We start from the raw sequence: 11,819 nt of genomic DNA, 5'->3' as shown, positions 1-11,819 counted from the left end.
GGGCACGGCCTCGCCTTCCTGCCGGTGAGCTCGGTGAAGAAGGAGCTGAAGAGCCGGCGCCTGGTGCGGGCGGCCGCGCCCGGCCTGCTCGAGCTGACGATGGAAGTGCGCATGTACCGCGAGCTGCCCGACCTCTCGCGCCAGGGCGGCAAGCCCGGCGCGCGAGCGCTCTGGAACTTCCTGAAGCCGGCGGGCTGAAACACCCGACGCCAGAGGGTTTTCCCTCGCGCCGCATGCATTCGATGCATGGCTTTCCCGCCAATCCGCATTGGCTTTCCGACAGGCAGGCGAATACAGTCCGCGCCCATCGCCACCCGAACGCCAACTTGTCCCCATGTGCCGCCGCCCCGGTGCCCGCGCCATCGATCCCACGCCGCCATGCAGGCACACTGGCGTTCCGCCGTGTGTCGAACACACCGCTCCAGTGGCATGAAGGTTGCGAGACTCCACCCATGAAGTACGTGCACGGCAAGCGCCGCTTTTCCGCTCTCCTGGCCGCGTCGATGCTCGTGCTGGCCACGCTCGCCGCCCTGACCGCCGCGCTGCCGGCGCAGGCCGCGCCGCCGGCCGCCGCGCTGCCCACCGGGCCGGTGCTCGACCGCATCCGCCAGACCGGCAAGATCCTGGTCGCGCACCGTGAATCCTCGGTGCCGTTCTCGTACCTCGATGCCGAAAAGAAGCCGATGGGCTACGCGGTCGACCTGTGCCTGAAGCTGGCCGAGGCGGTGCGCAAGCGGCTCGAGATGAAGGCCCTCGCGCCGGAGTTCGTGCTCGTCACCGCCGGCAACCGCATCCAGATGGTCGTCGACGGCAAGGCCGACCTGGAGTGCGGTTCCACCACCAACAACGCCGAGCGCCGCCAGAAGGTGGCCTTCACGATCCCGCACTACATCACCGGTGCGCGCTACATGGTGCTGGCCGACAGCCCGATCGCCGAGCTGCCGATGTTCGAGGGCAAGAAGCTCGTGTCGACCAAGGGCACGACGCCGCTGAAGGAGGTGGACCGCGCGAACCGCGAACGCCTGCTGCGCATCACCATCGTCGAGGCGCCCGAGCATGCCAAGGCCATGCAGATGGTGCTGGCCGGCGAGGTCGACGGCTTCGTGATGGACGACGTGCTGCTGTACGGCCTGATCGCGTCGAGTGCCGATCCGGGCAAGCTGAAGGTGGTGGGCAAGTTCCTGACCATCGAGCCGCTCGCGATCATGATGCGCAAGGACGACCCCGAGTTCAAGAAGATCTGCGACGAGGAGATGAAGCGCCTGATCCTCAGCCGCGAGGCCTATGCGATCTACGATCACTGGTTCAACAAGCCGATCCCGCCGAAGAACCTGCCGCTGAACCTGCCGATGAACTACCTGCTGCGGGACTTCTGGAAGTACCCGTCGGACCAGGTGCCGGGGTGATGTTGCAGCCGTTGTCGAAAGAAGCATCCGGTCTACGTGGAACTGCGTAGCTCCCGACTCCCTAGAATTTCGTTGTTGTCGTGGGTGGGGTACTCGCCCCCCTCTTTTCCACCCTGAAGGAGATCGTATGAAGAAGGCATGGCTGAGCGTTGCCGTCCTGTTGGCCGTCGCGGGCGTTGCCCAGGCGCAGCAGAGCGACACGCTGAAGAAGATCAAGGACAGCGGCACCGTCACGATGGGCGTGCGCGAATCGTCGGGCGCCCTGGCCTACACGCTGGGCGACGGCAAGTACGCCGGCTTCCACTACGACGTCTGCCAGAAGGTGCTGGCCGACGTCCAGAAGCAGCTGGGCCTGGCCAAGCTGGACATCAAGTACCAGCCGGTCACGTCGCAGAACCGCATTCCGCTGGTGCAGAACGGCACCGTCGACATCGAGTGCGGCTCGACCACCAACAACGCCACCCGCCAGAAGGACGTCGCCTTCGCCTTCACCACCTACGTGGAAGAAGTGCGCATCGCGGTGAAGGCCAACTCGGGCATCACGGCGATCGGCCAGCTGGCCGGCAAGACGGTGGCCACCACCACCGGCACGACCTCGGTGCAGACGCTGCGCAAGCACGAGCGCGCCACCGGCGTCGACTTCAAGGAAGTGTTCGGCAAGGACCACGCCGACAGCTTCCTGCTGCTGGAATCGGGCCGCGCCGATGCCTTCGTGATGGACGGCCAGATCCTCGCCGGCAACATCTCGCGCGCGAAGAACCCGGCCGATTTCAAGATCGTCGGCGAAGTGCTGAGCGTCGAGCCGATCGCGATCATGCTGCGCAAGGACGACCCGGCCTTCAAGAAGGCGGTCGACGACAGCATCGTGGCGCAGATCAAGTCGGGCGACCTGGCGAAGACCTACGACAAGTGGTTCAACCAGCCGATCCCGCCGAGCAACACCAAGGTCGGCCTGCCGCTGTCGGACGCCACCAAGGCCGCCTGGGCGACCCCGAACGACAAGCCGATGGAAGACTACGCCAAGAAGTAAGGCGGGTTCTTGCGATGGACCGGGACTGAGGTAAGCCCTGACGCCGCTGGGCGCGACACTTGCTTACAGTCCCCCCAGCGCGGCGCCGGGTGACCCGCGTCGCGCTTTTTCTTGGGGCAGCGCAGTCGTCGTGCGCCCCTCACAAGAATTGGAGCAATGCCTTGGGCAATTGGGACTGGCAGGTATTCCTGCAGGACACGGGGGGAGGGCAGACCTACCTTCAGTGGATGTTGTCGGCTTGGGGGTGGACCCTGTCGGTGGCCTTGCTGGCGCTGATCGTCTCGCTCGTGTTGGGTTCGTTGGTCGGCATCCTGCGCACGTTGCCGAACAAGGTGCTCGCCTACCTCGGTGAAACCTGGGTCGAGCTGTTCCGCAACGTTCCTCTGCTGGTCCAGCTCTTCATCTGGTACCACGTCATTCCGACGATGTTCTTGAGCCTGCGAGCCGTTCCGAGCTTCGTGCTGGTGGTGTTCGCGCTCGGATTCTTCACCTCCGCGCGCATTGCCGAGCAGGTGAAGGCCGGCATCAACGCATTGCCGAAGGGGCAGCGCTATGCAGGCCTCGCGATGGGCCTCACGCTGCCACAGACCTACCGCTATGTGCTGCTGCCGATGGCGTTTCGCATCATCGTGCCGCCACTGACCAGCGAGTCGATGAACATCATCAAGAACTCGTCGGTGGCGTTTGCCGTCAGCATCACCGAGCTGACGATGTTCGCGATGCAGGCCCAGGAAGAGACTTCGCGCGGGATCGAGATCTATCTCGCCGTGACGGGCTTGTACTTCGTGTCGGCCTTTTCCATCAACCGTCTGGCCCTGTTCCTGGAAAACAAGGTCCGGGTCCCCGGCATGATGGGGAGCGGGAAATGAATCTGAATCTCGACTACTCGTTCCTGAGCTGGGGTGTCGTCTCGGCCTTTTTCACCAAGGGGCTGATCTTTTCGGTCCAGTTGACGCTGGTCGCGATGATCGGTGGCATCGTCCTGGGCACGCTCATCGCGCTGATGCGGCTGTCGGGCAAGAAGTGGCTGGTGATGCCGGCGGCGTTCTACGTGAACACGCTGCGCTCGATCCCGCTGGTGATGGTGATCCTGTGGTTCTTCCTGCTGATCCCGCTGCTGATTGGACGCGCGCTCGGCACCGAGCTGTCGGCCATCATCACCTTCACGGTGTTCGAGGCCGCTTACTACTCCGAGATCATGCGTGCAGGCATCCAGAGCGTGGCGCGCGGGCAGGTGTACGCCGGCTACGCGGTCGGCATGACCTACCGCCAGACCATGCAGCTGATCGTGCTGCCGCAGGCCTTCCGCAACATGCTGCCGGTGCTGCTGACGCAGACCATCATCCTGTTCCAGGACACCTCGCTGGTCTATGCGATCGGTGCCTACGACCTGCTGAAGGGCTTCGAGGTCGCGGGCAAGAACTTCAACCGCCCGGTCGAGACCTACCTCGCCGTCGCCGTCGTCTACTTCGTGATCTGCTTCTCCCTGTCGATGCTGGTGCGTCGCCTGCAGAAGAAGATCGCCATCATCCGCTGAACCCCCGGGGGGATTTCCCATGATCAAGATCAACAACGTTTCCAAGTGGTACGGCAGCTTCCAGGTGCTGACCGACTGCACGACCAGCATCGCCAAGGGCGAGGTCGTCGTGGTGTGCGGTCCGTCGGGCTCGGGCAAGTCGACGCTGATCAAGACGGTCAACGCGCTGGAGCCGATCCAGAAGGGCGACATCGTCGTCGACGGCATCTCGATCTCCGACCCGAAGACCAACCTGCCGAAGCTGCGCAGCCGCGTCGGCATGGTGTTCCAGCACTTCGAGCTGTTCCCGCACCTCACCGTCACCGAGAACCTGACGCTCGCGCAGATCAAGGTGCTGAACCGCAAGCCTGACGAGGCCAAGGTGCGCGGCATGAAGATGCTCGACCGCGTCGGCCTCAGCGCGCACAAGGACAAGTTCCCGGGCCAGCTGTCGGGCGGCCAGCAGCAGCGCGTGGCGATCGCCCGCGCGCTCAGCATGGACCCGATCGTGATGCTGTTCGACGAACCCACCTCGGCGCTCGACCCCGAGATGGTCGGCGAGGTGCTCGACGTGATGGTGCAGCTCGCCAACGAAGGCATGACGATGATGTGCGTCACGCACGAGATGGGCTTCGCGAAGAAGGTCAGCAACCGCGTGATCTTCATGGACGCCGGCAAGATCGTCGAGGACTGCACCAAGGACAGCTTCTTCGGCAAGCCCGAGGAGCGCACCCCGCGCGCGAAGGACTTCCTGTCGAAGATCCTCCAGCACTGAGTCCGGGCTACAGGTCCTGGTGCAGGCAGAGGATGTTGCCTTCCGGGTCCTCGAACCACGCCGCCTTCTCGGAGCCGAGCACGCAGACGTGGTCGGTGGTCTTCAGCCCGGGCAGGTCGTAGTCCGCGAACTGCACGCCGCGCCCCGACAGCTCGGCGACCGCCGTCCCGATCTCATCGACGCGGAAGCTCAGCGCCGTGTGCTGCGCCATCGTGCCTTCGGGTTTCGGGAACAGCGCGATCTCGGTGCCGCCGCAGCGGTAGACGAACTTGCCATCCGGCTTGCCGCCCAGTGCCTCCAGCCCCAGGACGGTCTCGTAGAACCGGCGTGCCCTGGCCATGTCCTTGACCGGCAGGATGCAGGTGGCGTGCGTGCTCGGGAACGGGGTGTTCATCGCGATCTCCTCGAGCGCCCTTGCAGGGAAGGGCGGCACGACCTAGTCTAGGCGTCCGCGCAGCAGGGCAATGAGAAAATCGCCCGATGACCGAATCCCTGACCCTCACCCGCCCCGACGACTGGCACCTGCACCTGCGCGACGGCGCCGCGCTCGCCGCGGTGCTGCCCGACACCGCGCGCCAGTTCGCGCGCGCGATCGTGATGCCCAACCTGCGCCCGCCGGTCACCACCGCCGCGCAGGCCGTCGCCTACCGCGAACGCATCCTGGCGGCGCTGCCCGAAGGGGCGGCCTTCGAGCCGCTGATGACGCTGTACCTCACCGACATCCTGCCGCCCGACGAGATCAAGCGGGCCAGGGAGGTCGGCGTCGTCGCCGTCAAGCTCTACCCGGCCGGTGCCACCACCAACAGCGACGCCGGCGTGACCGACCTGCGCAAGACGTACAAGACGCTCGAAGCGATGCAACGCGAAGGCCTGCTGCTGCTGGTGCACGGCGAGGTCACCGACCCGGCGGTCGACGTGTTCGACCGCGAGGCCGTCTTCATCGACACCGTGATGCAGCCGCTGCGCCGCGACTTCCCGGAACTGAAGGTGGTGTTCGAGCACATCACCACGCGCGAGGCGGCGCAGTACGTGGCGCAGGCCGATGTGCACACCGCCGCCACCGTCACCGCGCACCACCTGCTGTACAACCGCAACGCGATCTTCCAGGGCGGGCTGCGGCCGCACTATTACTGCCTGCCGGTGCTCAAGCGCGAAGTGCACCGCCAGGCGCTGGTGCAGGCGGCCACCTCGGGCAGCGCGAAGTTCTTCCTCGGCACCGACAGCGCGCCGCATGCGTCGCAGATGAAGGAGCAATCGGTGTGCGGCGCAGGCTGCTACACCGCGCTGTCGGCGCTGGAGCTGTATGCCGAGGCCTTCGAGGCCGCGGGGGCGCTCGACAAGCTGGAGGCCTTCGCCAGCTTCAACGGGCCGGCCTTCTACGGCCTGCCGCGCAATACGCAGCGCGTGACGCTGCGCCGCGAAAGCTGGACACTCCCCGAGTCCCTGCCGTTCGGCGAGGCCCGTCTGAAGCCGCTGCGCGGCGGCGAGACGCTGAACTGGAAACTGGAGACCGCATGACCCTGCTCGACAAGCCCGCCCGCATCGCGCTGCTGATCGATGCCGACAACTCGCCGGCCAGCAAGATCGACGTGATCCTGGCCGAGCTGGCCAAGGTCGGCGTCGCGAACATCCGGCGCGCCTACGGCAACTGGAAGAAGGACGGGCTGAAGGGCTGGGAGGCGGTGCTGCACGAGTACGCGATCCGCCCGGTGCAGCAGTTCGACTACAGCAAGGGCAAGAACGCCACCGACATGGGCATGGTCATCGAGGCGATGGACCTGCTCTACACCGACCAGCCCGATGCGTTCGGCATCGTCTCGTCCGACAGCGACTTCACGCCGCTGGTGATGCACCTGAAGGCCAAGGGCGCGCTGGTGTACGGCTTCGGCGCGAAGAAGACGCCGATGCCGTTCGTCAATGCCTGCTCGCGCTTCCTGTACCTCGAGAACCTGGGCCAGCCGATCGAGGTGGCCGAGGCCGATACAGCACCCAAGCCCGCGACGAAGGCCAAGCCGGCCGCCGGTCGCAAGACCCGCGGCGGCACCAAGGCGGCTCCGGAGCCCGCGCCGGCGCCCGCCGAGCCGGCCGCACCGCTGCGCCAGGACACCGCGGCGCTGAAGCAGGACGCGCGGCTGGTCTCGCTGCTGCGCAATGCGGCCGAATCGGCGGCCGGCGAGGACGGCTGGTCGGCGCTCGGCGCGGTCGGCCAGCAGATCGGCAACCAGGCCTCGTTCGACCCGCGCAACTACGGCTACCGCAAGCTGATCGACCTGATCGAGGCGACGCAGCTGTTCGAACTCGACCGCCGCGGCAGCCAGGTGGTGCTGCGCGACAAGCGCCTCGCGAAGAGCAGGGGATAATGCGCCGGTGAAGCGGGCCAGACCGCCGCTGGTGCAAGGCCCGAAAGGGCGCACTGGAGGAAGGTCCGGACTGCACAGGGCAGCGTAGCAGCCAACGGCTGTCCACCGCGAGGTGAGGATCAGAGCAACAGAGACGAGTCGCCGCATCGGCCGCAAGGCCGGCGCAGCGGGTGAAACGGGCAATCTCTACGCGCAGCAATACCAAATAGGCACACGTTGATTCGGCCCGAGGAGTGTGCGGGTAGGTAGCACCGAGCCGGGCAGCGATGCCCGGCCCAGAGGAATGGCGGTCACGTCCGCCGGTTCGCAAGAATCGGCGGACGCACAGAATCCGGCCTATCGGTCCGCTTCACACTTTCAACCGGCCATCAGGCCATACACCCGTTCCGGCGGGATGCGCGGGAACGCCGCGGCGTTCTCGGCGGCGCCCTCGATCGCGAAACCGGCCTGCGACGAATCGCGTCGGTGGGTCTCGCCGACCGGCTTGCCGTTCTTGTCGCTGAGCGTTGCCACGAGCGGGTGCGGCCCGCTGGTGGCCCGGCGGATGACCACGCCCACCTCGCCGGAGTGGAGCCGCACCAGGCTGCCGGGCGGGTGCACGCCGACGGTCCGGATCATGGCCATCGCCAGTTCATCGCCGGCGCTTTGCTGGAAGAGCTGGCGCGTGGCCATCTGCGGCGTCATCGCCGGGCGCTTCTCGCGAGCGCTGATCTTGGCCATGTAGACATCGGCCGCGCGCAGCACGCGGGCTTCCGGGGTCGGCTCGCGCCCCTGCGGGTAGCCGGCGCCGCCCAGTTGTTCGTGGTGGCCGAGCACGGTCGCCAGCCAGGTCTCGTCATCGACGCCGACGCCTTGCAGCATCGCGACCGAGGCTTCGGGGTGCGCCCGGATCTGCTCCAGCTGCTTGCGGGTCGGCGGCGTGTCCTGCGCGGCCATCGTGGCCTGCAGGTCGAGCATCGACAGGTTCATCGTCAGCGCGGCACACCCGAGCGAGGTGCATCGCTGCGGCGTCCACCCGAGCTGGCGGCCCGTCAGCAGCGTCAGCGCAGCCACCCGCACGGCGTGGCGGAACGGGTAGAGCGCAAAGCGGCGTTCTTCCTGGCGCATGCATTCGAACAGCGCCACGTCCGGATCGCGGTCGACCAGCGCCTGCAGTGCGGTGAAGAAGGTCGTCAGCGCCGTGCCCTGCGCCTCGCGGCGCTGCAGCGCGCGCGCCACCTGGTCGAAGTGATGCATCAGGCGCTCCCAGCGGTCGAACACCGACAGGGCGGCAGCCGTCTGGGACTTCTTCGCCGCGGCCGCCTGCGCCTGCCGGGCCGCCTCGACCAGCGGCCGTTCGGCCCAGGCGCCGCGTTCGTGCAGGCCGTCGAGCTGGCGTTCATCGAGCAGCACCTGCCCGGCGTTCAGCAGCAGCCGCTCGTGCGTGTCGAGGATGCGGAACGGCAGCGGCTCGCCCACGTGCAACAGGTCGCGCACCTGGACCAGTGGAATGCGGTCCGTCGAGGAGCTCATGGAGCGAGTGTGACGCAAGCGGCGTCGCGGGTCGAGTCCGCAAACTGGTATGGCGCTGCGGAGGCGTCCGCTACGCTCGACGCTCCGCATGAAGCATGGTCATCGAGTCGGTGGACCAGCTCTACACCGACCAGCCCGATGCGTTCGGCATCGTCTCGTCCGACAGCGACTTCACAAGAGAGTAGTCGGAACGAATGAACCTCCTCAAGCTTGATGAATTCGCTCGACCCGCCGTGACAAAGCCGCACGTGCATTGCTAGACTGCGCGCACCGCAGCGGCAGACCACTGCCGCGCGGGTTGCCGGTGCCCCACAAGGCCGAAGGGCGACAACACCTCACCTTCACTGTCATTGGATGCATGGTCGACGACCGTGCGCTGGAGGACTCTTTGGAACTGATTCTGGTAGCGTCGCGGCGTGTCCGCGGCTCGGTGGTGTCGTGCCTGGGCGCGCTGGCGCTGGCTGCTCTTTCTCTGCCGGCCTGGGCCCAACTCGCGGTGGGCCATGACGGCCAGCCGGGGTATCAGCATCCGATCGCGTTGCCGCCGGGCATTGCCGGCATGGTGCCGTCGCTTGGCCTGTCGTACGACGGTGACGGCAGCGGTCCGGTGGGTCATGGCTGGTCGCTGACGGGCGTCTCGTCGATCGCGCGCTGCGGCGCGAACCTCGCCACCGACGGGCGCATCCACGGCGTCGACAACACGGCGACGGACAAGTTGTGCCTCGACGGCCAACGGCTGATCCAGACGGGTGCCACGGGCGTGGCGATGGCGTTCCCGCAGACCGATGACAGCGCAGGCGGCAGCGGTCTGCTGCGTGAGTTCCGCACCGAGCGCGATTCGTTCGCGCGCATCCGCGCTTACGGCGCGGGCGGCAATGCCCCGGCGTACTTCAAGGTCTGGACCAAGGACGGCCGGGTCTACGAGTACGGCAACAACAGCAATGCCACGGCTGACGCGGCCGTGACGGCGCAAGGCACCGGCGTCATCACGAGCTGGCTCGTCAGCCGTGTCAGCGACCTGCGCGGCAACTACATCGACTACCAGTACCAGCAGCGCGACGGATTGGCGTGGGGCAGCGGCACRGTGGCCGGCACGCCGATCGCGGGGCACGACTGGAGCCTGCGCGAGATCCGCTACACCGGCACGCCGACGCAGGCGCCGGGCARCAAGCTGGTGTTCAGCTACGAGGACCTGCCGGCGSTCGCCCCCASTGGCAAGCCGCAGGCGCGGCGYGAGGCCTACGTGGCCGGCAGCAAGCTCTTGAACGTGCAGCGGCTGGCGCAGGTGCAGACCTTCGTGAACGCGGATGGCAMSCCGCTCAAGGTGAACACGSTGCGACTCGGCTACGACAGTGGCGCGGTGACCAACCGCAGTCGGCTGCGCACGATCACCGAATGCGTCGGCGCGGCCGAGTCGCCGTGCCTGCCGCCTTCAAGATTCGACTACGCGCCCGACGCCAGCGACGCCTACCAGCGCAACACCACGTTCTCGGCCGGCGAACTCGCCACGCTGACGATGCAAAGCACGGTGGCCGGCATCAACCTGGCCCGCTTCTCGAACTACGGCGTGATCACCGCCGACTTCGACGGCGACGGCAAGACCGACCTCATCCGCTGGTCGGACAACCCGGCYGAGAACCGGCTGTACCTGAGCAACGGCGACGGCGGCTTCCGGCGCGTGACGGGCTTCAACCTGACCGGCGCGGACAACACGCTGTTCCACAGCAACGGCTGYTTCAACACCCGCGTGGYCGACTTCAACGGCGACGGGCTGCCCGACCTGCTGCGCTACCGCGACTCTCATGAGACCAACACGRTCAACATCACCACSGCCTGCCCGGCSTAYGCCACCGAGCTGTACCTGAACAAGGGCGACGGCACGTTCGAGCGCWGGTCGATCACCGGCGTGACGCTGCTGGAGCATGCCAGCCAGGACCGCTACCTCACCAGCCATGGCGAGATCCAGGACGGTTTCGGCTGGACACCAGGCAACACCTTCTACCTGCTGGACATCGACGGCGACGGGTTCATCGACCTCGTCACCGCGTCCGTGCCGAGCCAGGGGGTCAAGCTCGATCCGCCCCCCGAGCCCTGCGCGACGGTGGTCTGCACCCATGTCTACAAGGGCGACGGCCAGGGCGGCTTCGTCGAGCAGCCGACCAACGCGACCTACAAGAACCTGTACTCGAGACCGGAGGGCCCGTATGCGCTGGGCCAGCCGTCGCACCTGTTCGACATCGACAACGACGGCAACCTGGATCTCGCCGCGGCTGGCATGCTGGGCACCGGTGCGAACATGTACCCGCCCATTCGGGCGTGGCGYTCGCTGGGGGATTTCAACTTCGAGCCGATCTCCGGGGCCGGCCAGGACTGCGACCGACCCCTCGACTTCAACGGCGACGGACGTGCCGACTGCGTGATGTGGGGCCTGTCGGTGTCCACCGGCGCCGCYGGCCTGCTCAAGGTGGCCAACTACAACCTCGGCAACATCTCGGTGGGATCGCCGCCGCTCGGCCTGCACGGCGAGAAGAGCGCCGACATGCTGGTCGCCGACGTGAACCGCGATGGCCGCGACGACATCCTGTGGTGGAGCAGCGACCCSACGCAGAACAAGGTGTACCTGAGCAACGGCGACGGCACGTTCACGCCGTCGGCCAGCTTCAATCTGACCACCGCGAGCGACGTGCTGCAGCACAGCGACAGCTCGGCTGCGTTCGTGACCGGGGACTTCACCGGCAARGGCGATGTGGAGATCCTGCGGCTGCGTGCCTCGCCGACACCGGGGGATGCGACGGCGAACCAGCTCTACGTGAAGGCGGSCACCTCGCTGCCGCCKGATSTGTTGACCAGCYTGACCTCGCCGGAGGGCCTGAAGACGACACTCAGCTGGGTGTCGCTGGGCAGTCCGGCCCGCGGTGGGCTCGGCGACCGGTATGCGAGCGATCGCGGGGATGCGGCCAACGCCGCGGTGTATCCGCTGTTCGATGCGGTGCAGCCCGGCTACGTGGTCGCGACCGTCGACCGCGACAGTGGTGTCGGCAGCGGCACGGTGTCCGAAGAGTTCGGCTACCGCGGCTTCAAGGCAGCACACGACGGCCGCGGCCCGCGCGGCTTCCGCGAGGTGCGCAGCCAGCGGCCGGCAGCGGACGGCAGCGTCTTGTCGCAGTCGACGCAGGTCGCGCTGTCATACCCCTACATCGGGCAGCCCGCGCGCACGCAG

General features: G+C 67.0%; 10 protein-coding genes, 1 other RNA gene and 1 pseudogene. 10 read left to right on the top strand and 2 right to left on the bottom strand.

The window, feature by feature from the left end; genetic code table 11:
- From AC1DXV_RS24490 to AC1DXV_RS24465, 6 genes and pseudogenes are all read left to right on the top strand, one after another.
- Window positions 1-198, top strand: a pseudogene (locus tag AC1DXV_RS24490) (LysR family transcriptional regulator); the annotation flags it as partial.
- A gap of 254 nt (window positions 199-452) precedes the next feature.
- Complete coding sequence (locus AC1DXV_RS24485) at window positions 453-1,406, top strand: amino acid ABC transporter substrate-binding protein (protein ID WP_477865370.1); 954 nt, start codon at window positions 453-455, stop codon at window positions 1,404-1,406.
- Between the two features lie 127 nt (window positions 1,407-1,533).
- Window positions 1,534-2,436 carry a transporter substrate-binding domain-containing protein gene (locus tag AC1DXV_RS24480; protein ID WP_477935986.1) on the top strand — a complete coding sequence of 301 codons (903 nt, stop codon included), beginning with the start codon at window positions 1,534-1,536 and terminating at the stop codon, window positions 2,434-2,436.
- A 161-nt stretch (window positions 2,437-2,597) separates the two neighbouring features.
- Window positions 2,598-3,305, top strand: coding sequence for an amino acid ABC transporter permease (locus AC1DXV_RS24475; protein WP_477865368.1), 708 nt, complete (start codon window positions 2,598-2,600; stop codon window positions 3,303-3,305).
- Window positions 3,302-3,973 carry an amino acid ABC transporter permease gene (locus AC1DXV_RS24470; protein ID WP_477865367.1) on the top strand — a complete coding sequence of 224 codons (672 nt, stop codon included), beginning with the start codon at window positions 3,302-3,304 and terminating at the stop codon, window positions 3,971-3,973. The genes AC1DXV_RS24475 and AC1DXV_RS24470 overlap by 4 nt, the downstream gene beginning before the upstream one ends.
- Before the next feature lie 19 nt (window positions 3,974-3,992).
- Window positions 3,993-4,727, top strand: a complete 735-nt coding sequence (locus AC1DXV_RS24465; RefSeq protein WP_477865366.1) for an amino acid ABC transporter ATP-binding protein — start codon at window positions 3,993-3,995, stop codon at window positions 4,725-4,727.
- A gap of 7 nt (window positions 4,728-4,734) precedes the next feature.
- Here AC1DXV_RS24465 and AC1DXV_RS24460 read toward each other — a convergent pair whose 3' ends face one another.
- Window positions 4,735-5,121 carry a VOC family protein gene (locus AC1DXV_RS24460; protein WP_477865365.1) on the bottom strand — a complete coding sequence of 129 codons (387 nt, stop codon included), beginning with the start codon at window positions 5,119-5,121 and terminating at the stop codon, window positions 4,735-4,737.
- A gap of 86 nt (window positions 5,122-5,207) precedes the next feature.
- On the opposite strand from AC1DXV_RS24460, the gene pyrC reads away from it, so the two are divergent.
- The 3 genes from pyrC to rnpB all read left to right on the top strand — a co-directional run bounded on the left by pyrC (window position 5,208) and on the right by rnpB (window position 7,442).
- Complete coding sequence (pyrC, locus tag AC1DXV_RS24455) at window positions 5,208-6,245, top strand: dihydroorotase (protein ID WP_477865364.1); 1,038 nt, start codon at window positions 5,208-5,210, stop codon at window positions 6,243-6,245.
- A complete protein-coding gene (locus AC1DXV_RS24450) occupies window positions 6,242-7,087 on the top strand; it encodes an NYN domain-containing protein (protein WP_477935984.1) in 846 nt (281 codons plus the stop codon). The genes pyrC and AC1DXV_RS24450 overlap by 4 nt, the downstream gene beginning before the upstream one ends.
- Before the next feature lie 9 nt (window positions 7,088-7,096).
- An RNA gene (gene rnpB, locus AC1DXV_RS24445) (RNase P RNA component class A) lies at window positions 7,097-7,442 on the top strand.
- A 2-nt stretch (window positions 7,443-7,444) separates the two neighbouring features.
- Here the strand turns inward: rnpB and AC1DXV_RS24440 are convergent.
- On the bottom strand, window positions 7,445-8,599 hold the full coding sequence (locus tag AC1DXV_RS24440) for an HD-GYP domain-containing protein (protein ID WP_477935982.1): 1,155 nt from the start codon (window positions 8,597-8,599) through the stop codon (window positions 7,445-7,447).
- A 388-nt stretch (window positions 8,600-8,987) separates the two neighbouring features.
- Between AC1DXV_RS24440 and AC1DXV_RS24435 the strand changes: the two genes are divergently transcribed.
- A partial coding sequence (locus AC1DXV_RS24435; protein WP_477935980.1) for an FG-GAP-like repeat-containing protein occupies window positions 8,988-11,819 on the top strand: 2,832 nt, incomplete at its 3' end.

The sequence above is a fragment of the Rhizobacter sp. P3_C12 genome (genome assembly GCF_056402735.1).
This window is presented reverse-complemented; position numbering and strand designations above follow the sequence as displayed.

Coding starts and splice junctions, on each gene's coding strand:
- AC1DXV_RS24465 (WP_477865366.1), top strand. CDS start 3,993: ATGATCAAGATCAACAACGTTTCCAAGTGGTACGGCAGCTTCCAGGTG.
- AC1DXV_RS24485 (WP_477865370.1), top strand. CDS start 453: ATGAAGTACGTGCACGGCAAGCGCCGCTTTTCCGCTCTCCTGGCCGCG.
- pyrC (WP_477865364.1), top strand. CDS start 5,208: ATGACCGAATCCCTGACCCTCACCCGCCCCGACGACTGGCACCTGCAC.
- AC1DXV_RS24470 (WP_477865367.1), top strand. CDS start 3,302: ATGAATCTGAATCTCGACTACTCGTTCCTGAGCTGGGGTGTCGTCTCG.
- AC1DXV_RS24460 (WP_477865365.1), bottom strand. CDS start 5,121: ATGAACACCCCGTTCCCGAGCACGCACGCCACCTGCATCCTGCCGGTC.
- AC1DXV_RS24440 (WP_477935982.1), bottom strand. CDS start 8,599: ATGAGCTCCTCGACGGACCGCATTCCACTGGTCCAGGTGCGCGACCTG.
- AC1DXV_RS24450 (WP_477935984.1), top strand. CDS start 6,242: ATGACCCTGCTCGACAAGCCCGCCCGCATCGCGCTGCTGATCGATGCC.
- AC1DXV_RS24480 (WP_477935986.1), top strand. CDS start 1,534: ATGAAGAAGGCATGGCTGAGCGTTGCCGTCCTGTTGGCCGTCGCGGGC.